Below are 14212 nucleotides of genomic sequence, written 5' to 3'. Positions count from 1 at the left end.
CACTCGCGGCGGCGCCCCACATGGGCCCCAGCGGGACGACGGCCCGGGGAAAGCGCCGCCCGCCCCGCGGGGGCCGCGGCCCAACACAGAGACGAGCCCGGCCGCTCCCACGGCCTTGCTGGCGACCGTAATCGCCGCCGGGGCGTTCCGGCGAGCTAGACGCGCTGGAAGGCGGTGAGGCGTCACCGACCGACGGGCCGTCAGAAGTCGTACGGCTCCGTCGGCGGTGCACCGCGCACACGACCCCCGCGACGACCAGCCCCAGCAGCGTCAGTGCCGCCCCGGCCAGCGCCGGTGATGTCACACCGAAGTACTGCGGTGCCGACAGTCAGCGTGCCGGGCCAGGCGTCGGGGCGGGGTGACAGGTTCCGGCGCGCCGATGGCGCGTCTCCGTGACGCGGCTGCGGAAGCCGTCGGATCGTTATCGGGTCCTGAAGCGGCGGATGAGGTTGCGGGGCACGTACACGCCCGGGCCGCCGAAGCCGACGATGTCAACGCGCCCGGCGCCAGTGACGTCGGCGAAGAGGCGGGGGGCGGTCGGCCCGCCAGGCGCCGGCGTCATCGTTGTACCCGATCCCGCGGCACACCGGCTGGCTTGCTCGAACCGGCCGCCGCCGCGGTTGTGCGACGCCCGGGCCCCCTCGTCGCCGAAGCCAGGAGGGAGTGCCGGTGTTCGTGCAGATCCCAGCCCGTCCCGGGCCCGCGTACGGCGGTGTGCTCGTCCAGCACGCTGGGGCAGTGCGCCGCCCTCTCCGGCGACGGCTCCACCCGGGCCGGACGCACGGCGTACAGCGCGTCTGCCACGGTGACGTTCAGCGCGGGATCGCCCAGCCCGGCTCCCAGGTCCCGGCAACGTTGTGGCCGGCCGCTGTGGCGGCGAGGTGGGTGCGGAGGGTGGCCAGTGCTGGGTGGGGGTTGTCGCGGTGCCAGAGGAGCGAGTGCGGGTAGACGGGCGTCGGGTCGGTCACCGGGATGCGGCGCAGGCCGTGGCCGGCGGGCCAGACGAGGCGGGAGTCCGCGCCCATGAAGGTGGCCAGGGCCGGGGTGTCGGCGATGGTGTCGAGGAGCGCGTCGGAGCCGAAGTTGGGGCCGGTCGCCTCGATGGTGAGGCCGAACTCGGCGACGAGGTCGGCGTAGTAGGCGGTCCACTCGGTGCCGGGGACGATGCCGGGCATCCAGATCCGGTGCCCGGCGAGCTGAGCGACGGTCACCGAGCGGGCGCCCGCCAGCGCGTGAGCGGGGCCGGTGAGGAGCTGGAGGTCCTCGTCGAGCACCCGGACAGACTTGACGTCCTCCGGAAGGGGATGCCCGGGCGCGGCGACGGCGCGGAAGGAAGCGTCGATCGCGCCGGAGCGGATGGCGGCGACGGCCTTGTCGATGCCGAAGATCATCACCACGTCGAGGTCGATCTCGGGGTGCGCGCGGTGGAAGCCGCGCATCAGCGCTGACTGCGCACTGCGCGAAGCGATCACGTCGACGCGCAGCGGTCGGCGCCCGGCGTGCACGGAGTCGACCGCGCGCTCGGCCACGCGCAGCAGCTCGCGCGCGTGCGGCAGGAATGCCTGCCCGTCGATGGTGAGCTCGGCGCCGCGCGCGGTGCGGGTGAACAGCCGCACACCGAGGTCGCGCTCCAGCACGGCGATGCGCTTGGAGACGGCCTGCTGGGTGACGGCCAGCTCGGCGGCGGCTACCTGGAACTGGCCCGAGTCGGCGGCGGCGACAAAGGTCCGGACAGCGGTGAGATCCACGCCGACACCGTACAGGCACAACTGATGGTTGTGGAGAGATCTCTCGTGGTCGTTTGAGCAGTGACGATGGTGTTCGCTTGATGACTCTTGTAGCGGATTGGTTGTGCAGGGCGATCACCAGCGCGGGGACGGTGGCTGTGGCCGCGCGATCGGCTCCCGCAGGTCCGCAGTCACAAGATCGTGGGACGCCCGCAGAAGAGGGGGCGTGGTGCACCCATGTTCGCGCGGTCTTCTTGCCTGATCACCGAGGGCGAAGACTCGGCTCGTCGACAACCGTCGGCAAGTCTGATCATCCTGGGGATGGTTCCATGAGCACATCTCTCATCGCCGCCGACCGCAAGCCTGCACTGATCACCGGAGCATCCAGCGGTACCGGTGAGGCCACTGTCCGTCATCCGGCGACTACCGATCGCCCCATGGTCCTCGGTGCCCGTCGCACGGACCGGCTCGCCATGTTGGCTGAGCGCGATGGGATCGCTGACGCCCAGGGTGCCGCGCGTGCTGCCACCGAGCCGATCGGGCTGTCGGCGTCGGCGATCGCCGAGGCCCCACCGCGCAGATCTGACCTTCCTGCTCGCCGGGCCCGCAACGCGCTTCCCTTCTCACTTTCCTTCGCGCCCGGCCGGACGCGAAGGCCTGAACATGGAGTTCACATGTCACACAGCCCCGGCGCCCTTGGGGCGTTCACGCTCACCATCGGCGGCCGTTCGGTGGCCGGTGAATCGGCCTTCGACGTCATCAACCCGGCGACCGGCCGGGTGGTGGCGGCCGCTCCCGACTGCACGCGTGAGCAGTTGGACGAGGCGGTCGCGGCGGCGCGGGCCGCGTTCCCGGCCTGGGCCGCCCTGGCGGTGGCGGAGCGTCGGCGGTACCTGCTGTCGATGGCGGACGCAGTGGATGCACACACGCATGAGCTGGCGGGCCTGGTCGTGCTGGAGCAGGGCAAACCCATGCCGGTCGCCGTCGCGGAGGTCGCCGGGCTGGCGCTGTGGCTGCGGCAGACTGCTGGGCTGGAACTGTCGGAGACGGTGAATCAGGACGACGCGGAGCGGCTGTCGGTGACCCGGCGCCTGCCGCTGGGGGTGGTGGCGGCGATCACGCCGTGGAACTACCCGGTCGGGCAGGTGTCGTTCAAGCTCGGTCCGACGTTGCTGCCGGGCAACACGGTGGTGCTCAAGCCGTCGGCGTTCACACCGCTGGCGAACCTGCGGCTGGGCGAGGTGTGGCGGGACCTGCTGCCGGCCGGCGTGGTGAACGTGGTGGCCGGCAGCGGGGGCCTGGGCTCGTGGGTGACCGAGCACCCGGGCTTCGACAAGATCAGCTTCACCGGGTCGACGCAGACGGGCCGCAAGGTGATGGCGAGCGCGGCCCAGCGCCTGGCCCGGGTCACCCTCGAACTCGGGGGCAACGACGCGGCGATCGTACTGCCGGACGTGGATGTGAAGGAGGTGGCGCCCCAGCTGTTCTGGGCGGCGTTCGCCAACAGCGGGCAGATCTGCCTGGCGACCAAGCGGCTGTACGTGCACGAGGACGTGTACGACGACCTGGCGCGCGAGCTGGTGCGGTTGGCCGAACGGGCGCGGGTCGGCGACCCGTCCGAGGGCGAGGTCGATCTCGGGCCGGTGTCCAACCAGCGGCAGTACGAGACAGTGGTCTCGCTGCTGCGCGACTGCCGAGACCACGGTTACCGGTTCCTGGCGGGCGGGCTGCCCCAAGACGGGCACGGGGGCTGGTTCGTGGCACCGACCCTGGTGGACAACCCGCCCGAGTCTTCGCGGATCGTGCGCGAGGAGCAGTTCGGGCCGGTGCTGCCGCTGCTGAAGTACCGGGACGTGGACGATGCGGTGCGGCGGGCGAACGCCGGCGAGTACGCGCTGGGCGCGTCGGTGTGGGCCGGTGATCCGGAGGCCGGGCAGGAGGTGGCCGCAGGGCTGGAGGCGGGCACGGTCTGGGTGAACGAGGTGATGCAGCTGGATCCGCTGGTCCCGTTCGGTGGCAGGAAGCAGTCGGGAATCGGGGTGGAGAGCGGGCTGGCCGGCCTGCTGAAGTTCACCGAACCGCAGACTCTGAGCGTGCGACGGTCGCGGCGTTGACGACTGCGGCGTCGCGGATGTGAGCAGGTGCTGCGGGGCAGGTTCAGGTGTGCCCCGCTCAACCGTGTGTTCCGCATCGTCCCGTCGGCGACGCCCCGTCAGTGCGGTCTGTCGGGTGCGGCCATGGAGGCCAGGTAGGTGAGGGCTTCCTCACTGCGGCTGGAAGGTTGTACGGAGCCGACGAGGAGTTCCTGGCCGCGGGCGTCACGCACATCGAAGCTCTGGTAGGTGAGTTCGATACGGCCCGCCTGAGGGTGGACGAAGACTTTGTGGGCGCGGGTCAGTGCCCTGACGTTCTGGTCGGCCCACAGGGAGCGGAACTCGGCCGACCCGTCGTGCAGTTCGGTGATCAGGTCGTCGATCTCGGGGGCGTCGGTGAACCGGGCGGCGTTCAGGCGCAGGGCGTGGACGGTGGCTCTGGCAACGACGGGACGCTCGGGGAAGACCTCGTCGGCGCGCGGGTGGGTGAACAGGATTCGCGGCATGCTGCTCTCGCCGTCGAAGGGGGCCAGCAGGGCCCGGGCCAGGGTGTTGGCGGCCAGAACGTCCAAGGCCGGCCCCAGAACGTAGGCGGCGGCCGAGGGGAAGGCGTCGAGGAGGCGCAGCAGGTCGGGGTGAACCTGGTCGCGCAGGGTGTCGGCCCTGAGGCGCGGGTTGATGCCGGCCAGCCGGAACAGGTGGTCGCGGGCGTCCGGAGCAAGCCGCAGGGCGTGAGCGAGTGCCGCGACGACCCGGGGTGAGGGGTTGGTCTCGCGACCCTGTTCAAGACGGATGTAGTAGTCGGCGCTGACACCGGCCAGGACGGCGACCTCCTCGCGGCGCAGGCCCTTGACGCGGCGACTGCCGACGCCGGCGGGCAGGGCGACGTCGGCGGGCTCCAGCCGGGAACGGCCGGCGCGCAGGAAATCCCCGAAGGTGCTGGGAGGAGTGCGCCACCCCGGAGTGACGGTACCGCGCGGACGTGGTGCCCGGGCGGGTACTGCGGGTGCGCTGTATTGCACGGGACGCATGTTTCCTTCTCTGGGAGCGAATCGTGTACGGGCACGGGCCCGCGGCTTCGGGGCGCGACAAAGGTGGCATGGCAAGGGTGCCACCCAGGCACGGGGTGGGCCGGACCGGCTGTGGGTGGGTGCCGGACACCCAGGCCGGTGCGGCCTTCTGCGGTGACGACGCCGCCGGCATGGACACAGGAACGCGGGTGGCCAACCGCCACCGAAGACAAGCGAAGGACAGCTTGATGGCACACGCTCTGGAGATCACCACCCTGTCCCCCGCGCCCGGGTGCACGGCGCGGGCCTTCGTGGCTGCGAACAAGGACATCGACGCCTACCTGGCCGCCAGGCCCGGCTTCCGGTGGCGGAGAATCGCGGTCTGCGAGGACGGCTCGCTGATCGACATCGTGGCGTGGGACACGCAGGAGCAGGCGCGCTCCGCCGCGGCGGGCATCATGACCGAGATGAGCGCGTCCCCGGTGCACGCCACCATCGACCACGGCACCGTCGACTGGCGTGTGGTGGACGTCGCGCACGTGATCCGACGAGCTGACCACCGCATGCCCTTCGCCGATGACCTGATCAACCGCACCACGGCCCAGGCGTGAGCAACGTCCGGCGCGAGCATTCCCTGCGGGCCATCACGACGGGCCGCTACCACCCGGCCGAGCCGGGGGCGGCCGGCTGCGGCGACTCGCGTGGGATCATCTGTCCATGAGCAGCGACCTGGAAGTGAGTGCTCTGGCGATCAATGTCACGATCCCGCAGGCGCTCCGCTGGACGGACACTCGGCGCGGCGAAGTGTTCACGCTGACCACACTCAACGTCCGGCTTCTCCCAAACGGTCACCTCGCCGCAAAGGCCTATGGCCGACCAGTCGCCGGGGGGCGGGGCGCATACGTCTCGTTTCCTGTCCCCGACAAGCCCGAACTGGCGGCCCTGATCGCTGACGCTGCCAGTCGTGCCGGCTCATTGTGGGCCGCCCATCGCGGTCTCGGCTGAGCTTGGTTCGGCTCGAAGACAGACGGTGGGAGTCTCGGCCTTCGCCCTCGGGGCGCGGCCCGGGAGCGTAGCTCTTCTTGCGTGCCGCGAGGGCAACTGACGGCCGCGGAGTGGGAGTTCGTACTCCAGTGAGTCGATCGCGCGGACATGCTCCCGGCGGCCGACCCACACCACGTCGGAGCGCGTACAGAAAACTCCTGTGCGTCGGCTCGCGCACCTCTGCGATTATCCCGGAATGGCGCACCGTCTCGAATCGCTGGTCATCCGGCACACCCACCGCGTTTCCCCCCAGGGCTCCGCCGGGGAAGGAGCCGCCGCCGCACGGCAGTTCGACGCGGCGCTGACATCGGTGGGCTTCAAGCTCTCGGCGGAGCTGCTGGAGCGGCTGTCGGGACTGTCCGAGGCCGCGGTCGTGCATACCGCCAAGCGGACGCTGCGCACCGTGAGCGAGATGGTCGGCGACCACGTCCGGCACAACTCGTATTTCATCGACTTTCCGGCGAACGTGCCGGACACCGAAGAGTTCTGGATGCGGTGTGTGACGAAGGCGCTCGGCGACGACAAGTCGCGTGAGAACGTGCTGACGCAGCTGGCGTACGGGGTGCTGGACCTGCTCAGCCTCCCCACGTACGGCCGCTACCAGCACACCTACGAGGAGATGCTCGCGGCGCAGGACGAGCTGATCGCCTCGGCGGGCGACCGGGTGACCGTCCTGCATCTCGGGCGGGACCTGGATGAGGAACTCACGGACCTGTACCTGTCCTTGGCGGGCGGCACGACGCCGCTGGGCGATGACCACCTGCGTGACCTCAAGGTGCTCGCCGAGCGGTGTGCGCTCGGCCCCCAGCCGGAGTCGATCCCGGTCCGGGAGAACCGGGCGGTCGTCAACGAGGCCCGTCTCGCTGTCGGCGCGGACCTCCTGCTGGACACGGTCATTGATGTGCTGCGGCTGGCCTGCGCGCTGTCGGGCGGCGACGTGACGCTGCAGGAGCCGACCCGGTTCCGGGGTTTCTCTCGGCCGGTCCGCCGTGCGCTGCTCGCGGGCCTCGATGCCGTGGTCTCGGCGAACCCCGCGAAGCTGGCCGATGTGCACGCGCACCGCGAGCCTTTCAAGCGGCTCGGTGAGCGTCTCCACCCGCACGAGTACCCGCGCTGGCCGCACGCCGCCGATGTGTTCGCCGTGGCGCGGGGCGACAAGGAGGCGCGGTCCTTCGACAGCCGTGTCGGCAAGCTGCTCGACGAGTCCGACGTGCTCGGCGCGGTGCAGCTGCTGAAGTCCGCTCCCGGCAAGCTGTTCCGTGCCCTGGACCTCCTGCTGCGTATCGCCGCCGACCAGGAGGAGCGGGACGCGGTGGTGGCCGCCGCGGTGCGGGTCGCTCCCGAGGTCTCCGGCCGGGTCGCGCTTTCGGTCCGCGAGCACCTCCAGAACCGGGAGCGGGAGACCGACGCACCCCGGGTCTTCGTCAACCGCCGGGGCCGCGGCTGGGTCATCCCCGACGTAAGGCCGCCGGTCCCCGCCGCTGACCGCGATCGTCTGATCGCCGCCCTCGACGCCGAGATGCGCCGCAGGCTCCCGGCACCGGGCCGGCTGCTGCTCGACCCCGACGTCCTCGACGTGGCGCTCCCGCTCAGCGGCAGGGCGACCGCGACCGGGCTCGGCGTACTGCCGCGCGGCTCGGTCTCGGCGGTCGACGGCGAACAACTGCGCTTCTTCGTGTACTGGAAGGAGACCGAGCACCGGACCGACTACGACCTCTCAGCGCTGCTTCTCCACGCCGACTACAGCGCCGACCACTGGCTCTCCTACACATCCCTGACAGGTGTCGGGGGCGAGCACTCGGGCGATGTCACCGAGGCGCCCGACGGGGCCTCGGAATTCATCAACCTGTCCCTGGACCGGGTACGCAGCGCGTACATCGTTCCGCAGGTCAACATCTACGCCGGCGAAAGCTTCGAGGAGGTCGAGGAGTCGTTCTTCGGTTTCATGCTGCGCGATGGTGAGCAGAAGGGCCGTCCGTTCGAGCCGCGCACGGTGCGTATGAAGTCGGAGCTTCGCGGCGCGGGTCGGGTGGCGCTGCCGCTGGTGTTCCGGCGCGAGGACGACGGCCGGTGGCGCGCGAAGTGGCTGCACCTGTATCTGAAGGGCATCTCGTCGGCCAACCGGGTCGAGGAGAATCAGTTGTCGGTGTCCAAGGTGGTGCGCGCCATCGTGGAGCGCGAGCATCTGACAGTGCGCTACCTGATCGACCTGATGGCCGACGACACCACGACCGTCGGTGTGTGGGACGGCGAGCCGGTCCCGGACGAGCCCGTGATGTACATCGGTCTCGAACGACCCGAAGGGCTGCACCCGGACTCCCAGGTCATCACCCTCGAAAATCTGCGCGACTTGATCCCGGGCTGAGTGCTAGCGTTGTCCATGGCGAGGCCATGAAGGGGCTTCCTTCTCCATTCACTTTCCCTGAAAACAAGTTCTTTCGCTTTCCTCGCCCTCGACGTCGCTCCGGGCGGCACCCGCGCTCACCGCGCGAGTGCCGCCCGAGCCGTTTGCAGGGCCGGTTCCGCTGGTCGACGAGACGGCGAGGGGCGTTCCGCGCCGGTCGCTCGCGCACCCGGGCCAACGACGCCATCGACGGCGGAAGCGGGCACCGGCAGCCTGTTCCGTACCCTGGCGGGTATGCGCGTGCGCCCCACGATGACTTGGACTCCCGCCGAGGGCCTACCGCCCGGCACCACGGATCCGGAGCCGGTCGTCGATGCCCTGAGCACCGGCGGGGTGCTGATACTCAGCGGGGCGGGCCTCTCCACGGAGTCGGGCATCCCCGACTACCGGGGCGAGGGCGGCAGCCTGAGCCGGCACACCCCGATGACCTACCAGGACTTCACCGCCGACGCCCAGGCCCGGCGCCGTTACTGGGCGCGCAGCCACCTCGGCTGGCGCACCTTCGGCCGCGCCCGTCCCAACGCCGGGCACCGGGCCGTGGCCGCGTTCGGCCGGCACGGCCTGCTCTCGGGCGTGATCACCCAGAACGTCGACGGCCTGCACCAGGCCGCCGGCAGCGGGGACGTCGTGGAACTCCATGGAAGCCTGGACCGGGTTGTCTGCCTTTCCTGCGGCGCCTTCAGCCCGCGCCGCGAACTCGCCCGGCGGCTGGAGGAGGCCAACGTGGGCTTCGAGCCGGTGGCCGCCGGCATCAACCCGGACGGTGACGCCGACCTCACGGACGCGCAGGTCGGGGATTTCCGCGTGGTGCCCTGCACGATCTGCGGCGGCATCCTCAAACCGGACGTGGTGTTCTTCGGCGAAGCGGTTCCGCCGCGGCGGGTCGAGCACTGCCGCGAGCTGGTCCGTGAGGCGGCCTCGCTGCTGGTCCTGGGCTCCTCACTGACGGTTATGTCCGGGCTCAGGTTCGTCCGCCAGGCGGCCCAGGCCGGGAAGCCGGTACTGATCGTCAACCGGGATCCGACCCGGGGCGACCGGCACGCCCTCACCCGCATCACGCTCCCCCTGGGAGCGGCCCTCACCACCGTCGCCGACCGACTGGACATCCCCGTCGACGACCTGTGACAGGACCAGGCATTCGTCCGCACGGGGAAGCCCCGTCTTTGCGCCGTGCCGGTGGTCAGACGTGCATCGGCTCCTTGTCGATGAGCTCGGCCAGCCGGCAGGTGAGTTCCTGGGTGAGCGCGGACGGGCCGGAGTCCGCCCGCCATACGAGCCCGAGTTCGACGCCTGGCCCAGTGTCACGCACGGGCACCACGGTCAGGCCGGGCTGGGCGAAGATCTGGGCGGCCACGCCGGTCGTCCCGCGCCTGACCGCTTTCGCCCAGGAGCGTCCCGCGCAGTGGAAGAACCGCTGACCCACGCGCCTCGCCAAGCCGACATGGCAGCCCTGTAGGGCGGGTGCCCTCACGAGTCGGCGTCCGTGGGCTTGGCCAAGACGGCCGCTTTCCGATCCGGGCGGACCGGCAAGCGGCCTGAAGGCGGCGGCACCACTACCTGTAGGTAGGCTCCGGCCATGACTGGTGACTGGCGGATGGACCGGATCGGGGCCGCTCTGCGGGGTGAGAATCCGACTGTGCTGCGGCGGCTCGAGTCCGGCTTCGCCGTGATCGGTGACGTTCAGTTCCTGCCCGGGTACTCAGTTCTCCTCGCCGACGAGCCGGGTGTTCAACGGCTGTCTGACCTGCCGAGGTCCAAGCGGCTGCGGTTTCTGTCCGACATGGACCGACTCGGGGAAGCGGTTGAGCGGGCCTGCCGGCGGCTGGACCCCCATTTCCGCCGGGTCAACCTGGAGATCCTTGGCAACACGGACCCGTTCTTGCACGCCCATGTCTGGCCGCGGTTCGACTGGGAGTCGGCCGAGCTGGTGGGCAAGCCGGTGTGGCTGTATCCGCGTGAGCGGTGGAGTGACGAGCAGTTCAGGCTGGGCCCGCGGCACGATGTGCTGCGGGACGCGATCGGCCGCGAGCTGGACTGGTTGTGTTCGATGGCCTGAGGGCGTGGGGCCGCCGACCTGACGGTCGGCCGTTTCTCCCCCGACGACCTTCTTCAGCAAGCCGTCCTGGAAGTTGTCGATCTGCGGGCAGGGATTACGCAGGCCGGTGACCTCCACGATCGCGTCGTCGCCGATGCGCAGCAGTGTTCCGACGGGCAGGCCGAGCAAGTCGATGCCTCTCGTGGTGATGTTCTCCCCGAGTTCGCCGGGCGCCACGTTGAATCCCTCTCCGCCGACTTCGGGGAAGAGCTCCTCGTGAATGAGGTGGACCTGGCGAATACTCGCTTGTTGCTGCTGACCGCCGTTACCGTCCCGCTCATCCCACGGACCCTGTTCGGTAGCCATGATTCACCACGAGCCCAGCCCGCGGCCCTCAGCGTCTTCGCCGCTGACCTGAAACCGGCCGGAGCCTGCGCCCGAGGTCAGCGAGGGGTGAGGAGGCAGAACTCGTTGCCTTCCGGGTCGGCAAGAATCGTCCAGGAGATTGAGGACTGGTCGATACCAGGGTCGGTGGCGCCCAAGGCGCGCAGTCGGGCTTCCTCTGCTTCCAGGTCGTCACCGGGGTAGGGGCGGACGTCGAGGTGGATGCGGTTCCACACGCTCTTGGTGTCGGGGGTGCGGAGGAACTCCAGGTAGGGGCCGACGCCTTCGGCGGATCGCATGGCCGCGTGGTCGTCGGTGACCTCGTGCAGCGTCCAGTCCATCGCCTGGCCCCAGAACCGGGCCATCCCTCGGGGGTCGGTGCAGTCGACCACCACCGCGGCGATCGGCCCTGTGTCCTGGTAGATCGGGCGGGGCTCCAGGACGCAGAACTCGTTGCCCTCGGGGTCGGCCATGACCGTCCAGGGGACGTCGCCCTGACCCACGTCGGCGAGCGTCGCGCCGAGATCCTTCAAGCGCGCGACCAACTTGGCCTGATGGGCGGTCGAGGTGGTGGCCAGATCAGGTGCACCCGGTTCTTCACCGTTTTGACTTCCGGGCGGGCGACGATGCCGATACAGACGGCCACGGGGTCGTGGATACGCGAGCGAGCCCCGGCGGACCACACCGTGGCTCGCCGGCTGTTCGGGGCGCGCCCGTCACAGGTCGAACTCCAGGTGCTCGATGTCCGTGAAGCGGACCTCCTCGAGTTGGCCGGCGCGGCGGCCGTTGTCCTGGAAGTACACCTCCTTGAGCGCTTCGGCGGCGATCTCCCCGAGCTGCTGGTCGGTGGCGCCGGCCTCCTGGGCGTCGAAGAGCCGGGCGGCGTAGCGGGGCGGCAGGGCGACGGTCAGGTGCCGGATGCGGTCCTGGTCCGTCGACCCGATCGGCGCGGTGTAGCCGAGGCGGGCGCGGGTGTCGATGACGATGCCGCCCGTGGTCGCCGCCTTCTGCCGGGCCTTGGCCCGGATCTGCGGCTGCCACCGCCTCTTCACCTCATGCTCCAGTCGGGCGGCGAGGTCGGCGCGGGGCTTCTTGATCTGGTCCTTCACGTACCGCTCGACGGTGCGCTGGGAGATCCGCAGCATCTGGGCGACAGCCTTGGTGCTCTTGAGCTGCTTGACCAGGTACCGCATCCGCGCGGGCGCGCTCTTGGGTGCCGGGCGGGTGAAGGCTTTCTGCACCGCTGTGTCCAGGCCGTCCCCGAACAGGGTCATCGCCTACTCCTACTCTCCGTTGTCGACGTCGGTGACGGTGCCGTCCTTGATGTACCGGGCGAGGTTGAGTTCCGGGGCGTTGAACCGCTCGCGGACCTCTTCGCCCCACAGGACGGTCTGGGTGCCCTCGTGCTTGACCAGGCCGGGGTTGATGCCGAGCTTGAAGCCGCCGGGCAGCGGCTTGCCGTCCCGGTAGGGCAGGAAGTCCAGCGGGCCGGTGCCGTCGACCGCGTACACGACGCAGTCGGACAGGACCGCGACCGGGTACTGCCCGGTGAACGCCGCGTGCTTGACGATCTTCCGATGGAAGTTGATCCGCGTGCGGGAGATGACCGCCGCGCGGATGTCCGGCCGCCAGGTGGGCCGGGACAGCGCCCGCCACGGCTCACCGGGCCGCCAGCCCTCACCGCGGGGCCGCTCGCGCAGCTTGCCCAGGCCGCCCTTGACCGTCGCCTTGACCGCGTCCACGACGATCGCCAGTTGCGGATCGCGGCCGCGCCAGCCGTCCATCGCCGCCAGGAAGTCGGCCGGGGCCATGTCCGCGTGCACACCGAGGTCGGCCATCGTGGCGAGGAAGGCGTCACGCAGCCGGTTGTACCAGGCATCCAGGTAGCGGCCGTTGTCGTAGCGCACCCACGCCTCGATCGGCGTGACGTCGTAGCCGAGCTCCACCGCGTACGCCACTGTAGGAGTCGCGTACCAGGCCGGTCCTTCGGGCCGCTCGCCCCTCGGCGTGAACGGGCTCGGCAGCAGGCTCGCGTCCAGGTCCACCCACGTGTCCTTGCCGACCTTCACCCGGGACAGGTCGACATGGGACAGGTCGACCAGCCAGCTTCCCGGGAGTTTCGGATCGAACGCCGGCGCCTTGACGCGCGTCGGCTCGCCCAGGCCGACGGCCAGGCCGTTGGCTCCGGCCGCGAAGGCCATGTTGACGTCGATGCCGACCAGATTGCGGTGCATGCATTCGGCGTCGGTGAGCGGGCGCGCCCAGTCGAAGGCCTCCTCGAACAGCTTCTCGCCGGGGCCGCGGACGTGGAAGCGCGGCAGGCTTTTCAGCAGCGGGTGCCCGTCGGGAGCCTCGCACGGCGCCGGGTCGACCGGCTGCTCGCCCAGCGAGCCCGGCGTCTTGGTCTCCGACTTCCGGAAGCCGCCGGTGCCCTCGTCACGGACTGCGTGAGTCGGCGGGTGCAGCGCGGTCATCAGCTCCAGGCCGGTCACGGCTGTGGAACCGCGCGGCGTCATCACCCGGGACGCGTACACACCCAGGACCCGGGCCAGGTCCGCCGGCCCCAGCTGCGCGGCCCCGCCCCAGTGACGGGAGTCGAGCGCATGCCACGACGGGATGCACAGCTGCACGCAGGCCCGCTCCGCTCCCTGCGCCGGGCGGTAGATCCTCGCCCACGGCCCGAACCCGCGCTTCGTCAGCTTCCAGTCCGCGCGGACCAGCTGCTTGACGACCTTGTGTCCCTCCGGGATCCGCCCGGCAAGACGCTCTTCATCGGTGAGGGTGACCGGCAGGCCGTAGCGCTTCAGCGCCGCCTCGGTGAGCACGATCAGCGGGTCGGCGTCCTTGCCCGGCCCGGACAGCTTCGGCTGACCGAGCCGCGCCTCCTTGAGTGTCCACTCCACCAGGGCCGGGATGCTCTTGGCGGGCACGTCCAGGACCAGGCCGCCGACGCAGTACGCCAGCACCTGGCCGTCTTCGACGTCGACGACGGCGAGCGGCCCGTTCTCGAACCTCGGATCGGTGCCGCCCTCCGGGGTGCCTGCGGGGGCGGCCTTCTTCGCGGCCGGACGGCGCGACGTCGACGAGGGACCGACGGTGGGCGCCGGACGCGGCGTGGCCTGCGGACCGGCGGGGCCAGGGGCGGGTGCGGGGGCAGGGGTCTGAGTCTTCTCGGAGCCGGTCATGCCCGCGGCCTCGGAGGCCGGGGCTGCGGACAGAGGTCGCGCTTCCGGCGCCGGGGCGGCCACCTCCTCAGCCGCAGGGGCCGTCGGGTAGAGCTCGGCGAGCTGCTTCAACAGCCGTGCGTACGCCTCGCGTTCCGGGCCCCGCGGCTCGGTCCGAGTCTTGCTGGACTCCCAGCCGGACACCGTGGCCCGGCGCACCTTCAGCGCGGCGGACACTTCGTCCAGCGTCAGGCCGTGTGCCTGGCGCAGCCGCTTGCGCTCCTCAGGCGGCGGCAGCGGGGAACGGGACGCGACCAAGGCGTCGACCGCGTCGAACAACTCGGACATGAA

General features: G+C 70.7%; 11 protein-coding genes and 3 pseudogenes. 6 read left to right on the top strand and 8 right to left on the bottom strand.

Going from position 1 to position 14212, the window contains the following annotated elements; translation table 11 throughout:
- Nucleotides 1-421: 421 nt before the first annotated feature.
- A pseudogene (locus tag ACIOWN_RS33225) lies at nucleotides 422-655 on the bottom strand (hypothetical protein); the annotation flags it as partial.
- A 157-nt stretch (nucleotides 656-812) separates the two neighbouring features.
- Nucleotides 813-1748 (bottom strand): LysR family transcriptional regulator, encoded by a 936-nt coding sequence (locus tag ACIOWN_RS33220; RefSeq protein ID WP_362357617.1) that lies wholly within the window; start codon nucleotides 1746-1748, stop codon nucleotides 813-815.
- A gap of 653 nt (nucleotides 1749-2401) precedes the next feature.
- Here ACIOWN_RS33220 and ACIOWN_RS33215 point away from each other — a divergent pair.
- Nucleotides 2402-3841, top strand: a complete 1440-nt coding sequence (locus tag ACIOWN_RS33215) for an aldehyde dehydrogenase family protein (RefSeq protein ID WP_362357615.1) — start codon at nucleotides 2402-2404, stop codon at nucleotides 3839-3841.
- 98 nt (nucleotides 3842-3939) lie between these two features.
- Here the strand turns inward: ACIOWN_RS33215 and ACIOWN_RS33210 are convergent, their stop codons facing one another.
- On the bottom strand, nucleotides 3940-4851 hold the full coding sequence (locus ACIOWN_RS33210; protein ID WP_362357613.1) for a helix-turn-helix transcriptional regulator: 912 nt from the start codon (nucleotides 4849-4851) through the stop codon (nucleotides 3940-3942).
- Nucleotides 4852-5078: 227 nt separating this feature from the next.
- On the opposite strand from ACIOWN_RS33210, the gene ACIOWN_RS33205 reads away from it, so the two are divergent.
- The 4 genes from ACIOWN_RS33205 to ACIOWN_RS33190 all read left to right on the top strand — a co-directional run bounded on the left by ACIOWN_RS33205 (nucleotide 5079) and on the right by ACIOWN_RS33190 (nucleotide 9403).
- Nucleotides 5079-5441 carry a hypothetical protein gene (locus tag ACIOWN_RS33205; protein WP_362357611.1) on the top strand — a complete coding sequence of 121 codons (363 nt, stop codon included), beginning with the start codon at nucleotides 5079-5081 and terminating at the stop codon, nucleotides 5439-5441.
- Between the two features lie 106 nt (nucleotides 5442-5547).
- The gene (locus ACIOWN_RS33200) at nucleotides 5548-5835 is read left to right on the top strand and encodes a hypothetical protein (RefSeq protein ID WP_362357609.1); all 288 of its coding nucleotides are present in this window, start codon (nucleotides 5548-5550) and stop codon (nucleotides 5833-5835) included.
- Between the two features lie 235 nt (nucleotides 5836-6070).
- Nucleotides 6071-8239, top strand: a complete 2169-nt coding sequence (locus tag ACIOWN_RS33195; protein ID WP_362357607.1) for a hypothetical protein — start codon at nucleotides 6071-6073, stop codon at nucleotides 8237-8239.
- A gap of 273 nt (nucleotides 8240-8512) precedes the next feature.
- On the top strand, nucleotides 8513-9403 hold the full coding sequence (locus tag ACIOWN_RS33190; protein ID WP_362357605.1) for an NAD-dependent protein deacetylase: 891 nt from the start codon (nucleotides 8513-8515) through the stop codon (nucleotides 9401-9403).
- Nucleotides 9404-9458: 55 nt separating this feature from the next.
- On the opposite strand, the gene ACIOWN_RS33185 is transcribed toward ACIOWN_RS33190, so the two are convergent.
- The gene (locus tag ACIOWN_RS33185) at nucleotides 9459-9713 is read right to left on the bottom strand and encodes a hypothetical protein (protein WP_362357603.1); all 255 of its coding nucleotides are present in this window, start codon (nucleotides 9711-9713) and stop codon (nucleotides 9459-9461) included.
- A 141-nt stretch (nucleotides 9714-9854) separates the two neighbouring features.
- Between ACIOWN_RS33185 and ACIOWN_RS33180 the strand changes: the two genes are divergently transcribed.
- On the top strand, nucleotides 9855-10334 hold the full coding sequence (locus ACIOWN_RS33180) for a diadenosine tetraphosphate hydrolase (RefSeq protein WP_362357619.1): 480 nt from the start codon (nucleotides 9855-9857) through the stop codon (nucleotides 10332-10334).
- Nucleotides 10335-10361: 27 nt separating this feature from the next.
- Here ACIOWN_RS33180 and ACIOWN_RS33175 read toward each other — a convergent pair.
- From ACIOWN_RS33175 to tap, 4 genes and pseudogenes are all read right to left on the bottom strand, one after another.
- Nucleotides 10362-10622, bottom strand: a pseudogene (locus ACIOWN_RS33175) (MOSC domain-containing protein); the annotation flags it as partial.
- Between the two features lie 134 nt (nucleotides 10623-10756).
- A pseudogene (locus ACIOWN_RS33170) lies at nucleotides 10757-11349 on the bottom strand (VOC family protein); the annotation flags it as partial.
- Nucleotides 11350-11413: 64 nt separating this feature from the next.
- Entirely contained in the window at nucleotides 11414-11971 is a 558-nt protein-coding gene (gene tpg, locus ACIOWN_RS33165; protein ID WP_362357601.1) for a telomere-protecting terminal protein Tpg, read from the bottom strand.
- A gap of 9 nt (nucleotides 11972-11980) precedes the next feature.
- Nucleotides 11981-14209, bottom strand: a complete 2229-nt coding sequence (gene tap, locus ACIOWN_RS33160; protein ID WP_362357599.1) for a telomere-associated protein Tap — start codon at nucleotides 14207-14209, stop codon at nucleotides 11981-11983.
- Nucleotides 14210-14212 lie beyond the last annotated feature (3 nt).

It is taken from the genome of Streptomyces sp. NPDC087787 (assembly GCF_044743035.1).
Classification (GTDB): domain Bacteria; phylum Actinomycetota; class Actinomycetes; order Streptomycetales; family Streptomycetaceae; genus Streptomyces.
This window is presented reverse-complemented; position numbering and strand designations above follow the sequence as displayed.

What these genes read in the sequence shown, in the direction of transcription:
- ACIOWN_RS33215 (WP_362357615.1), top strand. Translation starts at nt 2,402, where the DNA reads ATGTCACACAGCCCCGGCGCCCTTGGGGCGTTCACGCTCACCATCGGC.
- ACIOWN_RS33210 (WP_362357613.1), bottom strand. Translation starts at nt 4,851, where the DNA reads ATGCGTCCCGTGCAATACAGCGCACCCGCAGTACCCGCCCGGGCACCA.
- ACIOWN_RS33205 (WP_362357611.1), top strand. Translation starts at nt 5,079, where the DNA reads ATGGCACACGCTCTGGAGATCACCACCCTGTCCCCCGCGCCCGGGTGC.
- ACIOWN_RS33200 (WP_362357609.1), top strand. Translation starts at nt 5,548, where the DNA reads ATGAGCAGCGACCTGGAAGTGAGTGCTCTGGCGATCAATGTCACGATC.
- ACIOWN_RS33195 (WP_362357607.1), top strand. Translation starts at nt 6,071, where the DNA reads ATGGCGCACCGTCTCGAATCGCTGGTCATCCGGCACACCCACCGCGTT.
- ACIOWN_RS33190 (WP_362357605.1), top strand. Translation starts at nt 8,513, where the DNA reads ATGCGCGTGCGCCCCACGATGACTTGGACTCCCGCCGAGGGCCTACCG.
- ACIOWN_RS33180 (WP_362357619.1), top strand. Translation starts at nt 9,855, where the DNA reads ATGACTGGTGACTGGCGGATGGACCGGATCGGGGCCGCTCTGCGGGGT.
- tpg (WP_362357601.1), bottom strand. Translation starts at nt 11,971, where the DNA reads ATGACCCTGTTCGGGGACGGCCTGGACACAGCGGTGCAGAAAGCCTTC.
- tap (WP_362357599.1), bottom strand. Translation starts at nt 14,209, where the DNA reads ATGTCCGAGTTGTTCGACGCGGTCGACGCCTTGGTCGCGTCCCGTTCC.